The sequence below is a fragment of the Psychrobacter sp. CX14 genome (genome assembly GCF_057396205.2).
In genome coordinates this window covers 40,944-61,749 of sequence record NZ_CM183187.1, presented here as the reverse complement: position 1 = coordinate 61,749, position 20,806 = coordinate 40,944, and the positions used below count along the sequence as shown (strand labels likewise).

The window sequence follows — 20,806 nt, the reverse complement described above, 5'->3', positions numbered from 1 at the left end:
CTTAACCGCTTACCCCCGCGCCATCGAAGCAAACAACCCCTCTTTTTCCATAAGTACCTCCGGTGAACCAGCCTCGGCAACGCTTCCTTCTTTAAGCGCTACTATTTTGTCAGCATTGATCACCGTGCGCATACGATGGGCGATAATTAACACGGTTTTGTCTTTAATCAGTGTGCTAATCGCCTGCTGAATCTTACGCTCATTTCTCGCATCAAGACTCGCTGTTGCTTCATCAAGCAAGACCACAGGTGCATCTTTTAACACGGCACGAGCGATAGAGAGACGTTGACGCTCACCGCCTGATAAACGTTCGCCGTTCTCTCCAATTAATGTGTCATAGCCATTTGGCAAACGCTCAATAAACTCATGACATTCGGTCAACTTCGCTACTGCTTTTACCTCATCATCTGTGGCATCTTTGCGACCAAGGCGGATATTTTCGAGCACGCTACTGTTAAATAAAGCCACATCTTGAAAGACGATAGCAAAATGGGCAAGCAATGCTTCAGGGTCAATCTCCTTAATATTTGTGCCACCCAGCAGTATCTCACCTTTATCAATATCCCAAAAGCGAGCAGTCAGCTTTGCCGTGGTACTTTTACCGCCACCAGAGGGACCTATAAGTGCAGTCACCTCACCTTGCTTAGCCGTAAAACTCACACTCTTTAGCGTTTGGCCACCCTCGTGATAAGAGAAATCAACGTTTTTAAACTCAATATCAAAATGCTCAGGATGAAAGTCTTTGCGTCCCGTTTGCCGTGGCATCGCATCCATCTCTTGCATGCGCTCAATACGCACCTTTAAATACAGTAGTGCCGCAAAGTTATTCATGGCATCCATAAACGGGTCATAGATACGCCCAACCACAATCAAAAATACCAGATAGGTAAACAGGCTAATGCCGTCGTGGACGAAAAGGTAAGCCCCTGCAAAGATAACGCTCGGCAACCCAAGCTTTAGCACAAAATAGGATAGGTTTAGCAAGGCACCATCTAACAGCTCATTTTGAATCAGTGACGTTTCATAATTATCGAGCGTTTCATCTAATACTGTTAGATAACGCTCTTCTTGGTTGTAGGCTTTTACCTCTTGCACCATATCGATGCCGTTTTGAATCTGTTCGGAAATGGCTCTTTTATCGTTATAGATTTGCTGATGCCCTTGCGCCATTCTTTTTTTAGATAAATAGAACACACAAAAACCAACGGGCACTACCCAAAACATCGCCAAACTCATTTGCCAGTTGTACGCAAACATCATTAAGCTAATGATTGTCATACTAATTGCAGAGGCAAAAATCTGCGGCACAGCGTGGGAGAATAAATGCTCAATTTGGGTTACATCCTCCATAATAATGGCGCTCAAATCTGCTACATCTTTTTTACCAAAAAATGCCATCGGTAATGCACGCAACGTTTCAGCCAGCTTAATGCGAATACTGGCACTTTCCTCATAAGTTTTGGTATACGTTTTACTATAATCGACATAGGCAATGGCGTACATTATGGCAAACGCACACATGGCAAATCCGAGATAAAACCACAAACCATACGCTGTCGCTACATCTGAAATGATGCTAAATTCAAAGCTAGATGGCGATGTACCTGCTACTGTATCGCGTCCTAATAAAGGTAAATACTGTTGCAAAAAAATAAACGCAAGGGTGACGGGCAACATCAAACACAAATTAAGCAGGGTATGCCATACGATAGAGCTGCGTAAATCCTTGGCTCCTGTTTCACTAAGGGCGAAGGCATCTTGCAAAGGCTTGATCATAAACGGCTTTTTATCTAGCTTAATAGAGCTTGGTGATTCTACTGTTTTTACAGTATCTACTGCATCTATGGTACTCATACGATTACCCCACTTGTCGCCAACATGCTGCCGTTAACTTTCCAATCAATCGATTGCTGATATTCCTCCCACATGGTTTTATAAGCACCTTCTTCTGCCATTAAGGTATCATGTGTGCCTCGCTGGATAATTTTTCCAGCATCCATGACCAGTATGTGGTCAGCCTCTTTTACCGTGGTAAGCCTGTGAGCAATCATTAAGGTCGTTTTGCCTCGACTCAACTCACGCATAGCTTGCCCGATTAATTGCTCATTTTCGGGATCGGCAAACGCTGTCGCCTCATCAAGCAGCACAATAGGGGCGTCTTTTAAAATCGCCCTTGCCAGTCCGATACGTTGCTGTTCGCCCCCTGACAAATACGTACCCTCACTACCCACGATGGTGTCTAATCCGTCTGAGAGCTTGTCGATAATGTCTTGACTACGTGATAACTCAACGGCACGGGCAATCTCAACCTCGCAGGCATCTGCTTTGCCGTAAGTAATATTATCTCGAAGGGACACATTAAATAGCTTGGTGTTTTGAAACACAAACGAGATATTGTGCATTAAGGTTTGCCTCGATAAGGTGTTGATATTGCGCCCGCCAATGCTGATCTCTCCTGAGTCCACATCCCAAAATCGAGCAAGTAAACGCGCCACGGTGGTTTTGCCACTACCAGATGCGCCAATTAATGCGACCGTCTCGCCCTCTTTCATACCAAAGCTGACCCCATCGACCGCCTTGCTATTTGCACCGTCATAAGTGAATACAACCTCCTTGAACTCAACATCAAACGAGGTTAATGGGTCATCCTGTAATACAAAGGACATATCAGGGTAGTTTAAAATGGCATCAAAGCGATCAATAGATTGTTTGGTCATGCTAAGCGTATTACCAAAATACATACTACGCATAAAAATCAGGGTGAAATTAGGCGCTATCAATAAATAAAATGTAAAGTTACTGATAACGGACACCAAGTTGTCATCTGTCATTAAAAGCACTGCAAAAGGCACTAAAAAGAACGCCACGCTCTGCATAATCACGGTATAAAAAGACATTGGTGTTTGCCACATTAAAGTAAATGCCATGACCATTTCTTTGTATCTATTGATACTATCGACAAACTGTGTAAACGCATGCACGCTTTGTCCAAAGGTTTTCACCACAGGAATGCCCCGCACATATTCAACCGACTGGCTACTCATGTCCTCCAAATAGTCCATATAGCGTTTTCTGTGCGCCTCTCCTTCTTTGGTCATCATAAAGCTCATAGAAATGAAGCCGAGCACAATGGGGATTAAAGACACCAAGCCCATACGCCAATCAATGACGAACATCAATACCAACATAACCAAGGGTGCAATAATAGTGGCGGATAAATCAGGAAGTTGGTGGGCTAAAAAAATATGGGTTTGGCTAGCGTTGTCATCGACGACTTTGCGAATTTTGCCCGTCTGGTTTTGTACAAAAAAGCCAAGTGGCATGTTAATAATTTTACGCATGCCAACTTTACGCATGCCGACCTCTGCCCGAAAGGCCGTCAAATGTGAGCAGACCAGCGCGACAAAATACAGCAGTAGTGCAACAATCGCAGAGCCGAGCGCCAACCACGCATATTTGGTGACCTCGTCAAATATGGGCGTCGGTAGCAATAGCTCTTTGACAATTAGCCAAATGAAAATAAAGGGCAGTAAACCTACGATAGAGGAGACAGCAGATACGACAAGTGACGTTGTTAATAAGTATTTTTTGTCTCCCATATAGGGCGTAAGGCGTGAGAGAAGAGAGGGCTCTCTCATAATGAATTCCTAATTTTTTTTATTAAATTTTTTTATCGAACCTATTAAATAGGTGACCCAAGCAATATAGACGAAGCTTACTGTAACATAAATGATAATAATTATTGTTAACATTATCATTTATCTCTATAGTATTGAGGCACTGTAATAATTAGTAAAGCAAGCTAGCGTTTTTAAATATCTATAAAAATTAATATTGTGTGTAAAACTAATTCATAAAAATATTAATAAAACGGTGAGACTCAATGAATAAAAAATTAATAACCATAATTATTTTCACAGCTATATGTTCAAATAGTGCGATTGCAAACTCTATTACTGAAAACGAGGGTTCAGAGGTAAGTATTAATCCAGAAGTCACCATGATAGAACAAGATAATTGGTCTGCTGAAACGCCATTATCATTTTCTAAGAATGCCACAACAGATACACTGATATACGGTGAAGAAGCGGGCATGCCTACTATGACTTTGGATACTATCATCGTCACTGCAAATAAACGTGACGAGGATTTACTACAAGCACCTGTTAATGTCTCTGCTATCACTAATCAGCAATTACAAGATTCACAAATCGAGTCTATAAGTGAGCTAAGCCAGCACACTCCAAGTATGCAGGCCTTTACTTGGGGTGGTAGTCGTGAGAGTAATATTTTCATCAGAGGTATCGGTCCAGGATTATTTACTGATCCCACCGTAGGTTATTACGTAGATGGAGTGAACTATACCAGTGGTGGTATGTTCGATATTGACATGGGGAATATAGAGCGAGTCGAGGTATTAAAAGGACCACAAGGTACGCTCTATGGTGGTAACTCGCTTGCTGGTGTCATAAATGTGGTGACCAAAGAACCTAGTAATTATGCTGAGGGTACTGCCTCTTTAGAAGTAGACAACTTGTCTGAAAAAACCCTAAGAGCCTATTACAGTATGCCCATTATTGAAGATGAGTTATATTGGAATATATATGCCAAGGCGACTAAAAGCGATGGTTATCTAACCAATGTCTTTGATGGTTCAGATTACGGCGCTAAAAAAGAACTAGGTATTAATACGAAACTACTCTGGTCACCTTCTGATACGCTTCAGGTCAATTTAGGATTAGATTACGAAGATAAAGACAACGACTCATATGCCCTTGGTAATGCCAATTTTATCTATGCCAATCCTGATAAAATTGATAATGATTTTCACGGCAAGGATGACCGAAAATCCTATGGCACATTGCTATCAATCAATAAGGTATTAGACAATGATTTGACATTCACCTCCATTACAGGCTATAGGAAGCTTGATAGTATTAACTCAGCCGATCAAGATGCGGGTAGTAATCCATTATACTCTTACGTATCTATCGCTGATGAGCAAAACACACAGCTAACGCAAGAGTTCAGACTTACTACAGACTATGACACGCCTTTAAACTGGCTGGTGGGCGCATATGGTTATAAAAGCAAGTATGAAATCGCTGGCGTTAACTATTTAGACTATACATTGTTTGGCTATGGTGGTCCGTACATTGATCATTCTAATACCGCAAAAGATGATTCTGGTATTGCTTTATTTGGTCAAGTGGATTATGACATAACCCCCCAGATTACTTTAAATGGTGGACTGCGAATGAACCGTGAAAATCGTGAAGCTGATATTCAAACCGACAATCAAAGTACAGGCAATATCTCTGTTAAGGGTGATATGGACTTTGACGCTTGGTTGCCAAAGCTTGGAGTAAGCTATCAGGCTGATGATAACGCTATGTGGTATGGATCTTATAGTCAGGGCTACAGGGCAGGTGGCTACGACTATTTGTACCCTAGTCCTGATAAACCAACTTATGAAAAAGAAACAAGCTCAAACTATGAAATAGGTTATAAAGCCTCGTTCTTGAACAATAGACTGGATATCACATCAGCGCTATACTGGATTGATATTAAAGATCAACAAGTACAACAGTTAATCCCTGTCACTAATCAAATCGTGACTGACAATACAGGTAACAGTACCAGTAGAGGCTTAGAGGTAGAGGCTACTTATAAAGTGTCTAACAATTGGCTGGTTGATAGTAGTGTGAGTTACAATGATGCAAAATATGACACTTATGAAAACTGTGACTTACTAGGTACAGGCGCTAGCTGTAGTGGTAATGATATGATTTATGCTCCTGAATTTACAGGAACACTGGGTGTACAATATATGAGACCAATTAATAATAGCTTGAGGTTGTTTAGCAGAGTAGACGCTATATTTACAGGGGATTATTACTATGATGCCCAAAACGCACTTGAGCAAGATGCGTATACATTGCTCAATGCCAAGGTTGGTATTGAAAGTGATTCTTGGGACGCCTATGTTTGGGTTAAAAATGCTTTAGATGAGAAATACTCTTCAGTAGAGTATAACTTTGGTGCAGGTCATACTGTTGAGATGGCCAAACCCAGAAGTGTGGGCGTAGGCGTAAAAACCTACTTCTAAAACCTTTATTTTAATCTTAAAATAAGGGTCTGTTTAATATTTTAATATGTCTTTTTATAGAGCATTGTTACCATTACCAAAACGTATGAACATCGATTTAGTAATGATAATACTCAATCAATCGATAACATAATGATATTACACTAAAGATGTGATTCATTACGACGACCTTAGTGTTAAATACATGACTATTAGCTATACAGCTAAAAAGTCTAATTCTGGCGCTATTGCGTCGGTTGGTATGACAGGTAACTCATATAATAATGTGCCCGCTGAAATAGTGATAAAAATGCATGATCCAACGTCATGTACGCAATTTACAAGATATGTACCACATTGGAGTTAGCTATGATAAAAATCTAAATTATAAATGGCTTAACCCCCCAATAATCAGCAAGAAATGCAAAACATATTTCATTAAAGCAGAAGAAGAGTCCTTATTATTTTTTACTGGACTCATTACTAACAGAGAATAGCCATTATATTGGATGTTGGTCGTTATCTGACCATAAAAATTAGGGCTGTTAGTTTTAAACTCTTCAATTTTTTGCTGTCTATGCTTTTTATCAATATGGGGTTTGACTTCACGCACTCCTTCCTTATTCACATGTGATGTAGACTTAATATAATTGATATTTACTCGCTAGGTAACATTAAAAACATAGTATGAAGATACTTATAGAAGAGCTTCTTTTCTTTAAACTTAAACCTTATATCACTTTTAGAAGTATTGACCTTGTCATAAAACACCCCTAGCATCTCTTTAACCCGTTGTTTTTCTATTTTGTCATGGTATAAGCTCTCTAAATTATCAACGCATAGGTTAACCAACGCTTTTTCTTCGTGATAATGTAGGGAAGTGGGTGAAATTAAGATTTTCTCGGATTTTTGTTTGCGTACTCTTGAGATAAGCTTATGGTTTAAGTTACTATTTGAATCAGTCACTAAATTCATCGCTTTATCATAGATTGCAAGCGCATCCGTATAAAAAAAATTCAAACTACTTGCTTCATTGACACTTTGCCCTAGCTCAATATCCTCTAATAGCTTCTCGATCATTTCTCGACTATAGTGACCAAAAACAGCCGACATCTGAGTTTTTTGATGCTTATCTTGTGTATTATTTTGATCTGTAAGCTGTAATAAGCGATTAGTCACACTCAAAGTCACTGTATTCATTTTGCGATTAAGATACTGTGAACCGCCCCGACTATATCGGAGAGTGGATTACTTGAGTCAGGCAGCTTTGTCTGACTCACTAAGACTATCATAGTATCGTCTCTCAAACTCAAAAGGCGACACATAACCAATCGTACTATGCAAACGTGTTTTGTTAAACCAATCAACCCATTCAAGAGTTGCTAATTCAACATCATTCACACCTTGCCACTGCTGTTTTAAATAATCAATCACCTCCGTTTTATAAAGCCCGTTAACCGTTTCAGCTAATGCATTATCGTATGAATCACCTGTCGTGCCAACAGATGCAATGATACCTGAATCAGCCATCTTATCCGTATAGCGAATGGATAAATACTGAACACCTCTATCACTATGATGAATCACATCTTTAGGATGATTTCTGTCCGCTATCGCTTGGTTGAGTGCTGCCATCACCATATCGGTGTTCATACGATTAGACACCTTCCAGCCAACAATACTGCGGGCAAACACGTCAATGATAAAGGCGGTATAAACCCAACCACTCAGCGTTTTAACGTAGGTAAAGTCAGCCACCCATAGCTGGTTCGGTCTATGTGCGCTGAAATTACGATTAACTAAGTCGTCTGCCCGTATTTGATCATCACGAGACTTAGTGGTTATCTTACCTTTACCTCGCCAAATACCTTGCATGCCATGCTGGCGCATTAACCGCTCTACAGTGCAACGTGCAGGATGTACACCTTCGGATTTCAACTGTTTCCAGACTTTACGAGCACCGTATCGGCATTTGCTGTCCTTCCAAATACGTTTAATCTCTTTAAGATAGAAGTCGTCATGGCAACTACGCTGTGAACGCTTTTCAGGCGTTTCTTCTAGATCTTTAGCACGATAGTATGTGGATGGAGCAATCGGTAACACTCTACAGATTGGCTCGACTCCATATTGTTGTTTGTGATCGTCTATAAAATCAACCATTACTTGTGTTTGCGGTCGAGCTCCGCCTGGGCTTCAATACCAGCTGCTTTCTTTATAATCTCATTGGCTTGCTTTAACTCTCTGTTCTCACGTTCAAGCTCTTTAATACGCTCAGCTTGACTTTGAGCTTGAATATTCGCAGGAATAGTTTTATCAATGTGCTTTTTATGCCATGATCTTAGGGTCTCAGGCGTGCAACCTATCTTTGGCGCTATGGCTTTGATAGCTGACCAAGTGGATGGGTAGTCGTCTTTAGCTTCAATAAGCATGCGGACGGCTCGCTCTTTCATTTCAGGGGTATAGTTTCGTGTTTTCATTATCGTATTCTCTCGGAAAGTTAGGTCTCCGACAATCACGGGGCGGTTCACTGTCTAATTAAAGCTACATATACTTTGTTGAGCTATGCTGAAGAAACCGTAGAGATAAACTTGGTAAACTAGTAACTCAATAAGGAGTTTATCATGACCAAGAAAATCAGAACGTATAGTACAGAATTCAAAGCCGAAGCCGTCAAGAAGATAGCACAGAACAACGGAAATATCACAGCGACCGCAAAGCAGCTTGGCATTGCCATGCAAACGCTATCGAACTGGCATCACAAAGCCAATCAAGGCAAACTTGAAGGGACAGAGCAGTACGATCCACAGCTTATGGCCGTGATAGAAGAGAACAAACGCCTTAAACGACAGCTTAAAGTAGCTGAATAGGAACGAGAGATCCTAAATGAGGAGGGATAAAGCGAAGCACTGCTTCGCCCCGACGCAAGACGAGAGCTGTGCTCGAGTGAGGCCACCGCGTACTTTGCGAAAAACAATTAGTGAAATACGCCTTTATAAAGACGAATAGATAGATTTTTAGTATCGTCTCTATGTGCCGTGTATTAAGGGTTAAGTGTTCTAGCTACTATGACTGGATAAATCGCGATATCAGTGAGCAGCAGATACATAGAAACCGCTCTGAGCTACTGGTTAGAGCCGCTCATAGTGAAAGTAAAGAACGTTATGGTGTTGAGCGACTGCATGCAAAGCTGACAGAGCAAGGGTTTGATATTAGCCTATACATGGTTCGACGTATCAAAGAAGAACATGGCATCAAATGCCGTTGCCACAAACGCTTTAAAGTCACCACCGACTCAAACCATAATAAGTTAGTTTATCCAAACGTGCTGGATCAAAAGTTTGAAGCCAGTCGACCTAATCAATCTTGGGTCAGTGATATTACTTATATCTGGACAAACGAGGGCTGGCTGTACTTGGCTGGTGTTAAAGACTTGTATACCAAAGAGCTTGTCGGCTATGCCATCAATAAACGTATGACTGCGGATCTAGTATGCCGTGCACTCAATATGGCTATTAAGAACAAACGACCCAGCAAAGGGCTAATAGTTCACTCTGATAGAGGTAGCCAGTACTGCAGCCATGCGTATCATAAGATCATCAAGCAGCAGCAATTTATAGGCTCAATGAGTGACAAAGGTAATTGCTATGACAACGCTCCGATAGAAAGCTTCTGGGGTGTATTAAAGAATGAACTGGTATATCATCAAGACTATAAAACAAGATTTGCAGCGATCAGCGATATCATTGGCTATATTGAGCTGTACTACAACCAAACGAGGATTCAAAAGAGTTTAGGCTATAAATGGCCAAGACAGGTGTGGTCTGATTATTGTCGTCAGGCTGCGTAACTAAAATCTCCCAAGTTTAACTGTACGGATTTGACAGCAGGGGTCAGATTGCTTACTGCTGGTTTCCATATAAACCTACTTTAAAGAATGTGTCAGCTTATGGACAGGTCACTAAATCTTAAGCTTAAATCCTTATCCCGAATTCAGGTTACACCACCAAAATAACTCTCGTCTAACTCAACTTCACCATCGAAGATTTCATCAGCTTCGAGTGAAAGATAATAATTTATAACGAGTCTTATCTTTCGATAGAATAAGATAGCTGAATTTGGTTGTATACCGAGTATATCAGCCGCTGAACGAGCAGTTACTTCAAGCACAAAGTATTCAAGCAGCTTTAACTGTACTTTTTTACTTAATTTATAACGAGTTAGCTTCATAAAAATAGTTTAGCATAGTGCTTATCTACTTCAGCCCTTTAACTTAAATATTAAGAAATAAAATGTTTTTACCATATGGTTAAAGTTATTCAAAATATCTGGACTTCCGTACTATCTTATCCCCTAAACTATGATAGAACTTAAAAATTAAGACCTATATTGAACTAATTAACTTCGTGATAAATCCTAACAACAACGGGGCAAAACACAAAATGTGCCAATAATACAAATACTGAATTGTTGTTGATAACTTAGAGTCATTATAAATCGCAAAAAGCCGCTTAAGCACTTTATTTTAAACACAAAAAAGTCGCACTACTTCTAATGGAGTAGTGCGACTTTTGTTAAGTAAGTTCGTTACAAAGTTTGAGTATGGGACACCCACTACCCATAATGAACGTGGTTATCCGACTATATTTTAATGTTTATGAGCCGAATGGTCTGAATCTTCATTATGTGAATGTTCATCATGTGAATGTTCAGCGGCATGCTCGTTCTTAACTCCGAACCAAGCTATTTTTGAGGGGGTAAAATCAAGCTTCATAGATGAGCTTATTTTACCAGCTTCAGGATCAACCGTAATTAACTGTTTATTGGCTGCATCTACAATATGAACCATCTCGTTATTCGGATTAATGACTAGTGCCGGTCCACCATGGCCATACTCACTTATACCCGCTGGGAAGAGGTTTAAGGTCGCAGTAATTTTATAATTTTGGGTAACATCTAAGATATGCAGCTTACCTGAGTTATCTAATAGCATCAAATGTTTACCATCTGCATCAAACTTATAGCTGACCACTCTGCTCGTGCTGTCCGTTGTCCAAACAATGGGAGTTATTTCTTTCCCATCTGGATTAACTTTATAAGGCTGACCGCATGCTGCGCCGATTAAATAATCATGATCGGGATGAATAGCGAATGAGCCAATTCGTGCTTTGGTTGGTTTTCCGCCATGTCCAATACACTGCGTATTAGCGATACTTGCTGGATACATGATTTTTTCAGCACTAAACTCAGTGCCAGATTGTTTAACGCTAAGCAGCCCATCAGTGCACGCAAATACGCTATAGTCAGTCACACTGCCACTACCATGCAGCCCTGCACATTTGGTTGCAAAAGTCTTGTCGAGATGGAAGTGATCATCATGACGATGAAAAACAGATACAGTGTCAGGCAATGGGCTACCCACCGTATCAAAGCGACCTGTACTGATAACAAACTCCCCTCGAGGTTCTGCCGTGCCGTGCATATTGGTATTGAGCTCATGGTAAGCCAGTTTGCCTGTTGCAAGGTCTTTATCACTTATCAGAGCAAAGCCTGCTGCTTGTTTTGGATTTTCTATTGGGTTGTCCGCTGCCCCAACACCATCAAAAAATATTGCAGACTGCTGTCCAAATTTCTGATAGTGAACCGGTTTATTGTAGTTGAGCTGTAATGGCAGTTTGCTAACATCACGGGCATAGGGATGATCGTGATCACCATGATCTTCGATAACGATACCACTGTCATAAAAGTTAACCATGTTATTGGTTCTGTCTAATACCAAGGCGTAATTGCCACTCGAGCTAGACACTAACGCATCCGCTTTGGCTTGAAGTTCAATGGTTTGGATGACTTTATTTTGAGCGATACTATAAACGTATGCTTTATTACTATCTTTATCGCTAATCAATAATCGACCATTTTTTACTTCGGCATTGACTGAATCATCAACATCGTGGTCATGGTCGTGACCTTCTTCATGGTCATCATGTCCAATAGTTGAGACTTTACGATCATCAGATGAACCACAGCCTGTCAAGACAGAAACACTAAATAGTGTGGTTAATATTAGGGCAGTAGATTGCTTTAGATGCGGGTGTCTATTCATATCAAAAACCTTATTAATTTATATTTTATTAATTACTTATATATTAGAGCCTATTGAACATTTGAGCATGGCACTGACAAAGTCTATTTTTTAAAGGATACTAGCCAAACAATAGGGATTAGAAACGATAGGTTATCCCTGCATTGACTGAGCGCTCAGTTAAGGGGACGTGTTCAGCGAGATAAGAGGCATGATTATAAGCCAACTCATTGAGTATATTATTCACTTGCAAAAATGCCGTATAATCTTGAGCGCTAGGGCTGTGATACACCACTTTAGCATCCATCATATTGTAGCTTGGCGTAACGGTCTCAAAATCCGCAATTTTGTCTTGCTCAAAACGGTGATACCCTGATAACACTAAGTCAAACTGTCCAACTTGTGCCGTCAAATCCCCACCAACTCGAGGTGCGGTTAATCTAGGAGCATATTTGCTATTAAGGCTATTATCCTTTAGCTCAATGAGGGCGATATCTGCAAAACTACCTATGCTTAACCTGTCATTAATATAGTAGCGAGCCTTAATCTCCCCACCATAATGTTTTGCATCACTTTGTACATAATCAACCAATCGAAACCCAGCTGACTCACCCTTATTGACAACATCTTGTGTCTTGGCATAGATATAATCTTTACTATCGTTATAAAAAGTAGAGGCTGAAACATCAAAATTATCATTATTATCGTAGCGTAACGTCAGCTCAATGCCGTTTGTCGATTCTTTATCCAGTAATATATTGCCCCGCTCCCATGTATTGGTCGCAAGGTGAGCACCATCTGCAAACAGCTCTTGTGAAGCAGGTAAACGCTCTGAATGACTGACTCTTGCAGAAATCTGAGTGGTTGGCGTAATGTACTTACCACCCTCCAAGCTCACTGATGTGCCTGAGTGCAACTTATTAATATTATTATCAGTATCGGTAATATCTTGAAATTCTTGGCGACCACCAAACTCAATATACCAAGGGCTTCTACCTTGTTTTGCTAATATGGCGGAGGTACTGTCCTCACTTGCAGCGCCAGTAGTCCCAGAAACTGAATGGCTATGTCCTGCATGGTCAGTAGCATTATTAGTAGCATCAAACTTATCTTTACTTTCAATCTTTGCCCCATAATACGTTGGCGATAGACGTTCAATAAAATACAACCCAACCTGCGTACGGTCTGTTTTAGGCAGATAACCTTCTATGCCCTTTGCTGAAAAATCACTGTTAGTATAATCAACACCAACCACACCTTTTATAAAACCTAAATTACCCGTTTTATACGTTCCGTGTGTTGCCTGAACGCGTGCGTCTAAAGCTTTATTGGTAAAGGTTGTACCCGCTACGCCTTCATCAATCTCATCATGATGATAGTCTGTATAGCTAATTTTGGTAGTTACCTTATCAATACCTACTGCTGGTACAAGATGCTCTGTACGGAGTTGATAAACATTGGATACCAAATCAACATACGGCGGTTCGCCGTGCTCATGAGCATGGTCATGACTGTGTGAATGGGTATGATTGTGATTTGATTCACAAGTTAGCTTATTACTATTAGAGGCGCTTGGCGCACATTGATTATGTACATGAAATGGAAGACCATACTCAGAAGTAAGGCGCTGATAGGAAAAGCCGAGATAATCTAAGTCATTGATATAGGATAGTCCAATACTAGCGTTATCTTGAGTGTACCAACTATTCTTAATGTCATTAGTATCCCAGTGCGGTACTTGAAGGTTGCCTTTATCTGTTTTTTGAAAGCTTCCTGACCAAGTCCAATTATTATTGATATCTCCCTTTAGTTCAGCATATCCTAAATAGCCATCTGTCGCCTGCTCTCCTACTAAAGTGACTTTGCCGCTTAAATTTTGGTCAACTTGTTTAGTAGGAATGGTGTCATCAACTATATTAACCACACCTCCAATAGCGCCTCCGCCATACATGAGTGCAGAAGTACCTTTGATGACTTCAATTTGCTTTGCCCCCATTACGGGAACTGAAACCTGATGATCGGGGGATATCTGCGAGGCATCTTGAACCGATAACCCATTTTGCATGACCTGAACTCGAGGGGCGGTTTGTCCTCTTATAATGGGACGACTTGCACCTTGTCCGAAGGTATCTGTGGATACACCTACCTCATTAGCAAGAGCATCACCTAGCGTTGTATGCACTTGAGAGTCTATCTGATTATTTGTAACAATACTGGTGGCAGTCGCCATATCTTCTGCTTGCGGCTGTAGAGCATTGGCAGTCACTATGACGGTATCCAAGTAAGTGGTAGGTATATTTGCCACATCATTGTTGATACCGTCACGCTCCTTATTACTCTTAGTGTCAGCGCTAATATCTTTTGCCGATGCGACCGTAGGCAGCGTTGACACACCCAGTATGCTGGTTAAAGACAATGTCGCTAACGCATAGCGAATAGATCTATTAATAGGACATAACCGAATAATTCTGGTACTACCATTTGCTAAACTAAAAGCGCTATTAAGTGGAGATGACATATTAAATTCCAGCATAGTGACTGTGACTGATAGAAAATGATTAAAAACTATAAATATCATATTGAAATGCAATGTTATACTATAACCAATATCTCCACAATAGTTGTTTGTCGAATAAACTATAAGTTAACGATAGCATCTTAATTTAAGATGAATTAATGAATCATAAAATGCAGTAATGCTGCCTTATTAACGTTTATCTCAATGATTATCCACAAAGTGTATTAGCCACATTGATGTGGCCAACTCTTTGTGTGCACCTCTCGGTAGGGACATTAACCATTCCGCAAGCGCTCGGCGTCGCAGCAGTATTTGAGGTCAGCGGTGCGGTTTTCTAGATTAATCCCAATCGAAGTTTTTTTAAAAATCTTATCTTTAATCAAAATCAGAACAAACCTCAATTTGAATCTTTAACCAGATTTAAATTGAGGTTGGTTCGTTTATAGAGTAATCCGCTTAATAAATAGATTAATTATCGATTGAAATTATAAAAATCTTTCCAGAGAAACAGGTTTTGCTTAGTTAATAAACTCATATACTAGCTGCCCCTAATTCCTTTTTATTATTACAATTAAGTTACACTGTGGAAATAATGTCAATTAGCAATTTTAAGACCATTTTTGTAGTCCTTTTTCATAAAAAAAGGCGTTTAATACTGGCTTTTATTTATATCCTTAACTATAATGAGGTATTGGATGTTGATCCTATGAGCTAATGAATTATAGGGCATTTGAGACTCACTATTCTCTAAATATGTCAATCTCATTGTGTCTTAATTGTCACGACATGGAATAAATAGTCGCGATATAGTATCATATTACTATTTAGTTTTACTTATAAATAAGCTTGCATTTTGATACTTTTTATTAAGAAGTTTTTGCAAGCCAGTACTGCAACACAGACATTCTACATACGCATCAAGTTTCTTCATTCTCGAGTACCCTCGATAATTCAAAGATTAAGTTAGCGTATAACAGCTATCAACAATAAATGAAGGGGTAACGTATGCAAGCAAAAGAGCAACCAGTCAAAAATCAGTGGATAACTGCCCTTGTGATGTCTTTTATTACTTTACCATTTATCGCATTACTGTTTATTTGTGCCTACGGCTTTATTGTCTGGTTTGGTCAAATGCTATTTTGGGGTCCACCAACCTAGACCTAGATTTTAGAGCTAAGCTGCGAGCAGTTTATCTCTAGCGATTATCAAAAAGTAATCGACCAAACAAGTAAACAAACAGACAATCAGCGCCAAAACATTCGAGACAGGTGATTAAGCTCTCGACCTTGGTACGACCAAATGGCAAGGAATTATCATGAACGCAATTAAACGCCTATTTAGCTGGCTGCGTCGGCTTTTATTCAAACCATCCACACAAATTGGCCTCGGTATCCTTATTATTATTGGGTTTGCCGGCGGTGTTTGGTTCTGGGCAGGGTTTAACGCAGCACTCGAAGCGACCAACAAAGAAGAGTTTTGTTTGTCTTGCCATACGATGGAAGACAACATGCTACCAGAATTAAAGAAAACCGTGCATTGGCAAAACCGCACTGGGGTACGTGCAGAGTGTCAAGATTGTCACGTACCACATGATTTCACTGATAAGATAGCGCGTAAGATGCAGGCCTCTCGTGAAGTGCTGTCACAGGTGATGGGTGATATCGGTACCCGTGAGAAATTCTTAGCGCACCGCGGCGTATTAGCGCAGCGTGAATGGGCTCGTTTTAAAGCCAACAACTCCAAAGAATGCCGTAACTGTCACGATTACGACAGCATGGACTTTAGCAAAATGCGTGTGACCTCACAGATGATTATGCGTAGCGCCGCTGAGCGTAATGCGAGCTGTGTTGATTGTCACAAAGGTATTGCTCATGAATTGCCAGAGATGGAAGGCATGCACAACCCAGCCTTTGATTCTTTAGTTTCAGAAGCGGGTAGCACCAAAATTAACGTGGGTGAAACGTACTATAACGTAGTGCCACAGCCGTTATACCTAGATTCTGAGAAAACTCAGCAAGCCGGTACTATTGAGGTGGCTGCACCAGCGAAAGTAATCGCTCATAAAAATGGCATGACTCAGATTGAGCTTGATATGTGGCGTAAAAACAAAGGCTTTGGCCGTGTTTGGTACACCCACTTTGGCTTAAACATTGTTGATGCGATTATCGAAAAAGAGCTGTCTCGTGATGAGAATATTGTTACTGTCAAAGAATCAAAAGAAGATCCAATGACTGGCCTTGAGTGGCAAAAAGTTAGTGGTCAATTCTGGGTAGAAGACGGCTTGTTAATGGACAGTCTAGAGCCTGCTTGGGACATCGCTGGTCAAACCTATGCCGACAACTGTAGTGTGTGTCACCGTCAGCCAGATCCTTCAGGACATGATGCCAACCAGTGGCCAGGTCTATTCAGTGGTATGGTCGGGTTTACCAACCTAGATGACGATTCAGCAAACTTAGTGCTTAAATATCTACAGCTGAATTCATCAGACTTTACGGGTAGCAGCCATGAACCAGGCTCACCTGAAAACACTATCCAAACGGCACGTCCATAACGCACTCATTGTCTAAGGTAAGAGGTATATTATGAAAAATATGAATCGTAGGGGCTTTTTAAAATCATTGGCGGCCTTATCTGGCACAGCCATGTTGCCTACGCCGCTACTTGCTGATGACAGCGTCATAACCAAAGCTAAGGGTGGGGATGCCAATCAAGATTGGAACGGCTGGAAAATGTCAGGCGCTCACTGGGGTGCGTTTCGTGCTCGAGTAGAAGCGGACAAACTGGTTGAGATTAAGCCGTTTGAATTTGACCAATATCCGACTGATATTTTAGACGGTGTGCCAGGGATTATTTATAGTCCATCACGTGTTCGCTATCCAATGATTCGTGTCGACTGGTACAAAAACCGTCATAAGAGTGATACCTCACAGCGCGGTGACAACCGGTTTGTACGTGTTAGCTGGGATGAGGCATTAGACCTGCTGTATGAAGAGCTTGAGCGTATCCAGAAGACTTATGGTCCTTGGGCGCTACATACCGCAAACGTCGGTTGGCGCTCAGTTGGTAACGTACACAGCTGTGGCAACCACATGGTGCGAGCCATCGGTATGCACGGTAACAGTGTCGGTACCGCTGGCGACTATTCTACTGGTGCCGGTCAGATGATTTTGCCTTATGTGTTGGGGTCAACTGAGGTGTATTCGCAAGGCACCTCATGGCCGGTTATTCTAGATAACTCTGAGCTGATTATCTTTTGGGCCAACGACCCAATCAAAAACTTACAGGTCGGCTGGAACACAGAGACGCATGAATCATACGAGTACTTTGAAATCTTACGCGATAAAGTAAGAAACAAAGAGATTGAAGTCATCTGTATCGACCCAGTGAAGAGTAAAACTCAGAACTACCTAGAGTGCGAGCATCAGTTTGTTAACCCAATGACAGACGTGGCCTTTATGTTAGGGTTAGCGCACACTTTATATACCGAAGAGCTTTATGACAAAGAGTTCATCGATATGTACGCACTGGGTCTGGATGAGTTTACGCCATACTTGATGGGTAAAACCGAAGACAAGGTTGAGAAGACCCCTGAGTGGGCGTCTAAAATCTGTGGTATCAGTGCCGATAGAATCCGTGAGCTGGCTCGTAAGATGGCGAAGAGCCGTACGCAGCTGTGCTTTGGTTGGGCCATTCAGCGTCAAGAACACGGTGAACAGCCTTATTGGATGGGCGCAGTACTGGCGGCAATGCTGGGTCAAATTGGCCTACCGGGTGGCGGTATCAGTTACTCACATCATTATAGCTCAGTGGGCGTACCAACCTCAGGCGCATCAATGCCAGGCGCATTCCCGCTGAACTTAGATACGGGCCGTAAGCCTAAGTATGACAATAGTGACTACAATGGTTATAGCTCAGTTATTCCAGTGGCGCGTATGGTTGACTGTCTGCTTGAGCCAGGTAAGAAGATTAACTTCAACGGTCACGAAGTCACGTTACCACCACTGAAGATGGGTATTTTTACTGGTAGTAACCAGTGGCACCGTCACCAAGACCGTAACCGTATGAAGAAAGGCTACCGCAATATGGAAACGGTGGTGTCCGTTGATTATAACTGGACCGCGACTTGTCGTTTCGCTGACATCGTCTTGCCAGCGTGTACCCCTTATGAGCGTAATGATATTGATGCTTATGGCTCATACAGTAACCGCGGCGTGATTGCGATGCATAAACTGGTTGACCCGCTGTATCACTCAAAATCAGACTTTGATATTTGGTATGAATTTACCAAACGTATGGGCCGTGAGCTTGAATACAGCCGTGCGATGAACGAAATGCAATGGATTGAACAGCTGTATGAAGATTGCCGAGCAGAAAACCTCAAAAAAGACTTCTATATGCCAGAGTTTAAAGAGTTTTGGGAGAAGGGCTACGTTTTATTCCCAGAAGGTGACCCTTGGGTACGTCATGCCGACTTCCGTGAAGACCCAGAGGTTAATGCGTTAGGCACACCGTCAGGATTTATCGAAATTAGCAGTCGTAAGATTGCCGGTTATGGCTATGAGGACTGTAAAGGTCATCCAATCTGGATGGAGAAAACCGAACGCTCGCATGGTGGTCCAGGCTCCGATAAATACCCATTATGGTTGCAATCAGTCCACCCAGATACCCGCCTGCACTCGCAAACCTGTGAGTCAGAAGAGCGCCGGGCAACTTATACGGTGCAAGGCCGTGAGCCTTGTTACATCGGCCCAGAAGATGCCAAAGCCCGCGGTATTAAAGATGGCGATTTAGTTCGTGTCTATAACGACCGTGGTCAGCTAATTGCCGGTGCGGTTATCTCAAATAACTTCCCATCGGGTGTGATTCGTATTCAAGAGGGCGCTTGGTATGGCCCAACTGGACCTGAGATTGGCGCTATCGATACCTATGGTGATCCCAATACCTTGACAATTGATATTGGTACCTCCATGTTAGCGCAAGGCCCAAGTGCCAATACCTGTATTGTCGAGATTGAGAAGTTAAAAGGAAAAGCGCCTGCAGTGACCTCGTTCGGTGGTCCAAAATACGTCAATCCAGATGGCAGTCCTGCTAGTGATGATAGAGTGTAATCGATAAGTCATTAGTCGTTATATGATTGCTATAATCAATAAAAGGGCTTTGCTGACTGGTTAGCAGAGCCCTTTCTATATCAATCAAATACAGCTCTTGAAATAAAATAGATATTCAAAATAGAGTATAAAGCAGGTCAAATTATCATGACGGCTTTAATTCAATGCGCTCATCTTACCGGAAATAATTATGAAGACAGCAACAGAACAAGCTAGCACAGAACAGATAACGACAGAACAGTGGCACGCTGCAAACAATGCCCGTGCTGCGCTTTATCGTTGGTTCGCCGATGTGTTTGCCCATGAGCTCAGTCAGACTGCGGTAGCAGATTTACCAAACAGCTATACGGATTTACATCAAATATTTAGCGATTTGGGGTTAGAGGCGCAAAGTACGCGCCTTAAAAAAGCGATTCATAATCTTCAGGTTATCCCTGAATCAGATCGCTTTATCGAGTTGGCGGCAGATTTTGCTCAGATATTTCTGCTTAGTGATAAAAACAGCGCACCGCCGTATGCCTCTTACTATATCGATGCCGATAATATGCTATACGGCAAGCCTGCCCAGCAAATGGGTCGATTTTTGGATACGCATCAGCTCAGTTTGCATCCAGACTTTCGTGAGCCAAAAGATCATATCAGTGTGTATTTGAATGTGATGTCGGTTTGGATTCACTCTAGTGCTGACGATGAACAAAATATTGCGAGCATAGCAAAAGAGCAGGCAGCCTTTTTAGAAAATGCTTTATTGAATTGGCTACCGCAGTTTAGTGCGCGTTGCCAAAAGATTCGGGTCAAAACGGATATCTATCCGGCGTTGACTGACTTATTGCAGCATTTTATGCAGGAAGATAAAGCGGCGATGCTAGAGATGATTAACGAGTTGTCATAACAAGCTATACAATAGAGGTATTGGCCGTATCAAATAATATAGTAAGCTGAGTCATTAATCGGCTGTTTGACTAAGTACATAAATATTAAGATGCAAACAGCCGTCAAATTCTTTCATATTA

The 20,806-nt window shown here is 41.4% G+C and carries 12 protein-coding genes, 2 pseudogenes and 1 other annotated feature; of the genes and pseudogenes, 6 read left to right on the top strand and 8 right to left on the bottom strand.

Going from position 1 to position 20,806, the window contains the following annotated elements; genetic code table 11:
* Positions 1 to 9: 9 nt before the first annotated feature.
* Together AC2SLO_RS00235 and AC2SLO_RS00230 are read right to left on the bottom strand one after the other, a co-directional pair.
* Positions 10 to 1,854, bottom strand: coding sequence for an ABC transporter ATP-binding protein (locus tag AC2SLO_RS00235; RefSeq protein WP_486540205.1), 1,845 nt, complete (start codon positions 1,852 to 1,854; stop codon positions 10 to 12).
* The gene (locus AC2SLO_RS00230) at positions 1,851 to 3,638 is read right to left on the bottom strand and encodes an ABC transporter ATP-binding protein (protein WP_486540207.1); all 1,788 of its coding nucleotides are present in this window, start codon (positions 3,636 to 3,638) and stop codon (positions 1,851 to 1,853) included. The genes AC2SLO_RS00235 and AC2SLO_RS00230 overlap by 4 nt, the downstream gene beginning before the upstream one ends.
* Positions 3,639 to 3,883: 245 nt before the next feature.
* On the opposite strand from AC2SLO_RS00230, the gene AC2SLO_RS00225 reads away from it, so the two are divergent.
* Positions 3,884 to 6,109 (top strand): TonB-dependent receptor, encoded by a 2,226-nt coding sequence (locus AC2SLO_RS00225; protein WP_486540209.1) that lies wholly within the window; start codon positions 3,884 to 3,886, stop codon positions 6,107 to 6,109.
* Positions 6,110 to 6,473: 364 nt separating this feature from the next.
* On the opposite strand, the gene AC2SLO_RS00220 is transcribed toward AC2SLO_RS00225, so the two are convergent.
* The 3 genes from AC2SLO_RS00220 to AC2SLO_RS00210 all read right to left on the bottom strand — a co-directional run bounded on the left by AC2SLO_RS00220 (position 6,474) and on the right by AC2SLO_RS00210 (position 8,565).
* Positions 6,474 to 6,716 carry a hypothetical protein gene (locus AC2SLO_RS00220; protein ID WP_486540211.1) on the bottom strand — a complete coding sequence of 81 codons (243 nt, stop codon included), beginning with the start codon at positions 6,714 to 6,716 and terminating at the stop codon, positions 6,474 to 6,476.
* Between the two features lie 29 nt (positions 6,717 to 6,745).
* Complete coding sequence (locus AC2SLO_RS00215) at positions 6,746 to 7,267, bottom strand: hypothetical protein (protein ID WP_486540213.1); 522 nt, start codon at positions 7,265 to 7,267, stop codon at positions 6,746 to 6,748.
* A gap of 78 nt (positions 7,268 to 7,345) precedes the next feature.
* Positions 7,346 to 8,565, bottom strand: a protein-coding gene (locus tag AC2SLO_RS00210; RefSeq protein ID WP_486541428.1) for an IS3 family transposase whose coding sequence is annotated in 2 segments (ribosomal slippage) — positions 7,346 to 8,283 and positions 8,283 to 8,565 — 1,221 coding nt in all. Because the reading frame shifts where the segments join, the coding sequence is not laid out codon by codon here.
* Positions 8,174 to 8,290 (bottom strand) — a sequence feature (AL1L pseudoknot). Its footprint overlaps the gene before it by 117 nt.
* Before the next feature lie 144 nt (positions 8,566 to 8,709).
* On the opposite strand from AC2SLO_RS00210, the pseudogene AC2SLO_RS00205 reads away from it, so the two are divergent.
* Positions 8,710 to 9,935: pseudogene (locus tag AC2SLO_RS00205) on the top strand (IS3 family transposase).
* A 152-nt stretch (positions 9,936 to 10,087) separates the two neighbouring features.
* Here AC2SLO_RS00205 and AC2SLO_RS00200 read toward each other — a convergent pair.
* From AC2SLO_RS00200 to AC2SLO_RS00190, 3 genes and pseudogenes are all read right to left on the bottom strand, one after another.
* A pseudogene (locus AC2SLO_RS00200) lies at positions 10,088 to 10,315 on the bottom strand (IS1595 family transposase); the annotation flags it as partial.
* Positions 10,316 to 10,733: 418 nt separating this feature from the next.
* Positions 10,734 to 12,188, bottom strand: a complete 1,455-nt coding sequence (locus tag AC2SLO_RS00195; RefSeq protein ID WP_486541430.1) for a YncE family protein — start codon at positions 12,186 to 12,188, stop codon at positions 10,734 to 10,736.
* A gap of 118 nt (positions 12,189 to 12,306) precedes the next feature.
* Positions 12,307 to 14,685, bottom strand: a complete 2,379-nt coding sequence (locus AC2SLO_RS00190) for a TonB-dependent receptor (RefSeq protein ID WP_486541432.1) — start codon at positions 14,683 to 14,685, stop codon at positions 12,307 to 12,309.
* Positions 14,686 to 15,690: 1,005 nt separating this feature from the next.
* Between AC2SLO_RS00190 and AC2SLO_RS00185 the strand changes: the two genes are divergently transcribed.
* From AC2SLO_RS00185 to torD, 4 genes are all read left to right on the top strand, one after another.
* A complete protein-coding gene (locus tag AC2SLO_RS00185; RefSeq protein ID WP_486541434.1) occupies positions 15,691 to 15,843 on the top strand; it encodes a periplasmic nitrate reductase, NapE protein in 153 nt (50 codons plus the stop codon).
* A 157-nt stretch (positions 15,844 to 16,000) separates the two neighbouring features.
* Positions 16,001 to 17,236 carry a pentaheme c-type cytochrome TorC gene (gene torC / locus AC2SLO_RS00180; protein ID WP_486541436.1) on the top strand — a complete coding sequence of 412 codons (1,236 nt, stop codon included), beginning with the start codon at positions 16,001 to 16,003 and terminating at the stop codon, positions 17,234 to 17,236.
* A gap of 31 nt (positions 17,237 to 17,267) precedes the next feature.
* A complete protein-coding gene (torA, locus tag AC2SLO_RS00175; protein ID WP_486541438.1) occupies positions 17,268 to 19,793 on the top strand; it encodes a trimethylamine-N-oxide reductase TorA in 2,526 nt (841 codons plus the stop codon).
* 190 nt (positions 19,794 to 19,983) lie between these two features.
* The gene (gene torD, locus AC2SLO_RS00170) at positions 19,984 to 20,685 is read left to right on the top strand and encodes a molecular chaperone TorD (RefSeq protein ID WP_486541440.1); all 702 of its coding nucleotides are present in this window, start codon (positions 19,984 to 19,986) and stop codon (positions 20,683 to 20,685) included.
* Positions 20,686 to 20,806: the final 121 nt, after the last annotated feature.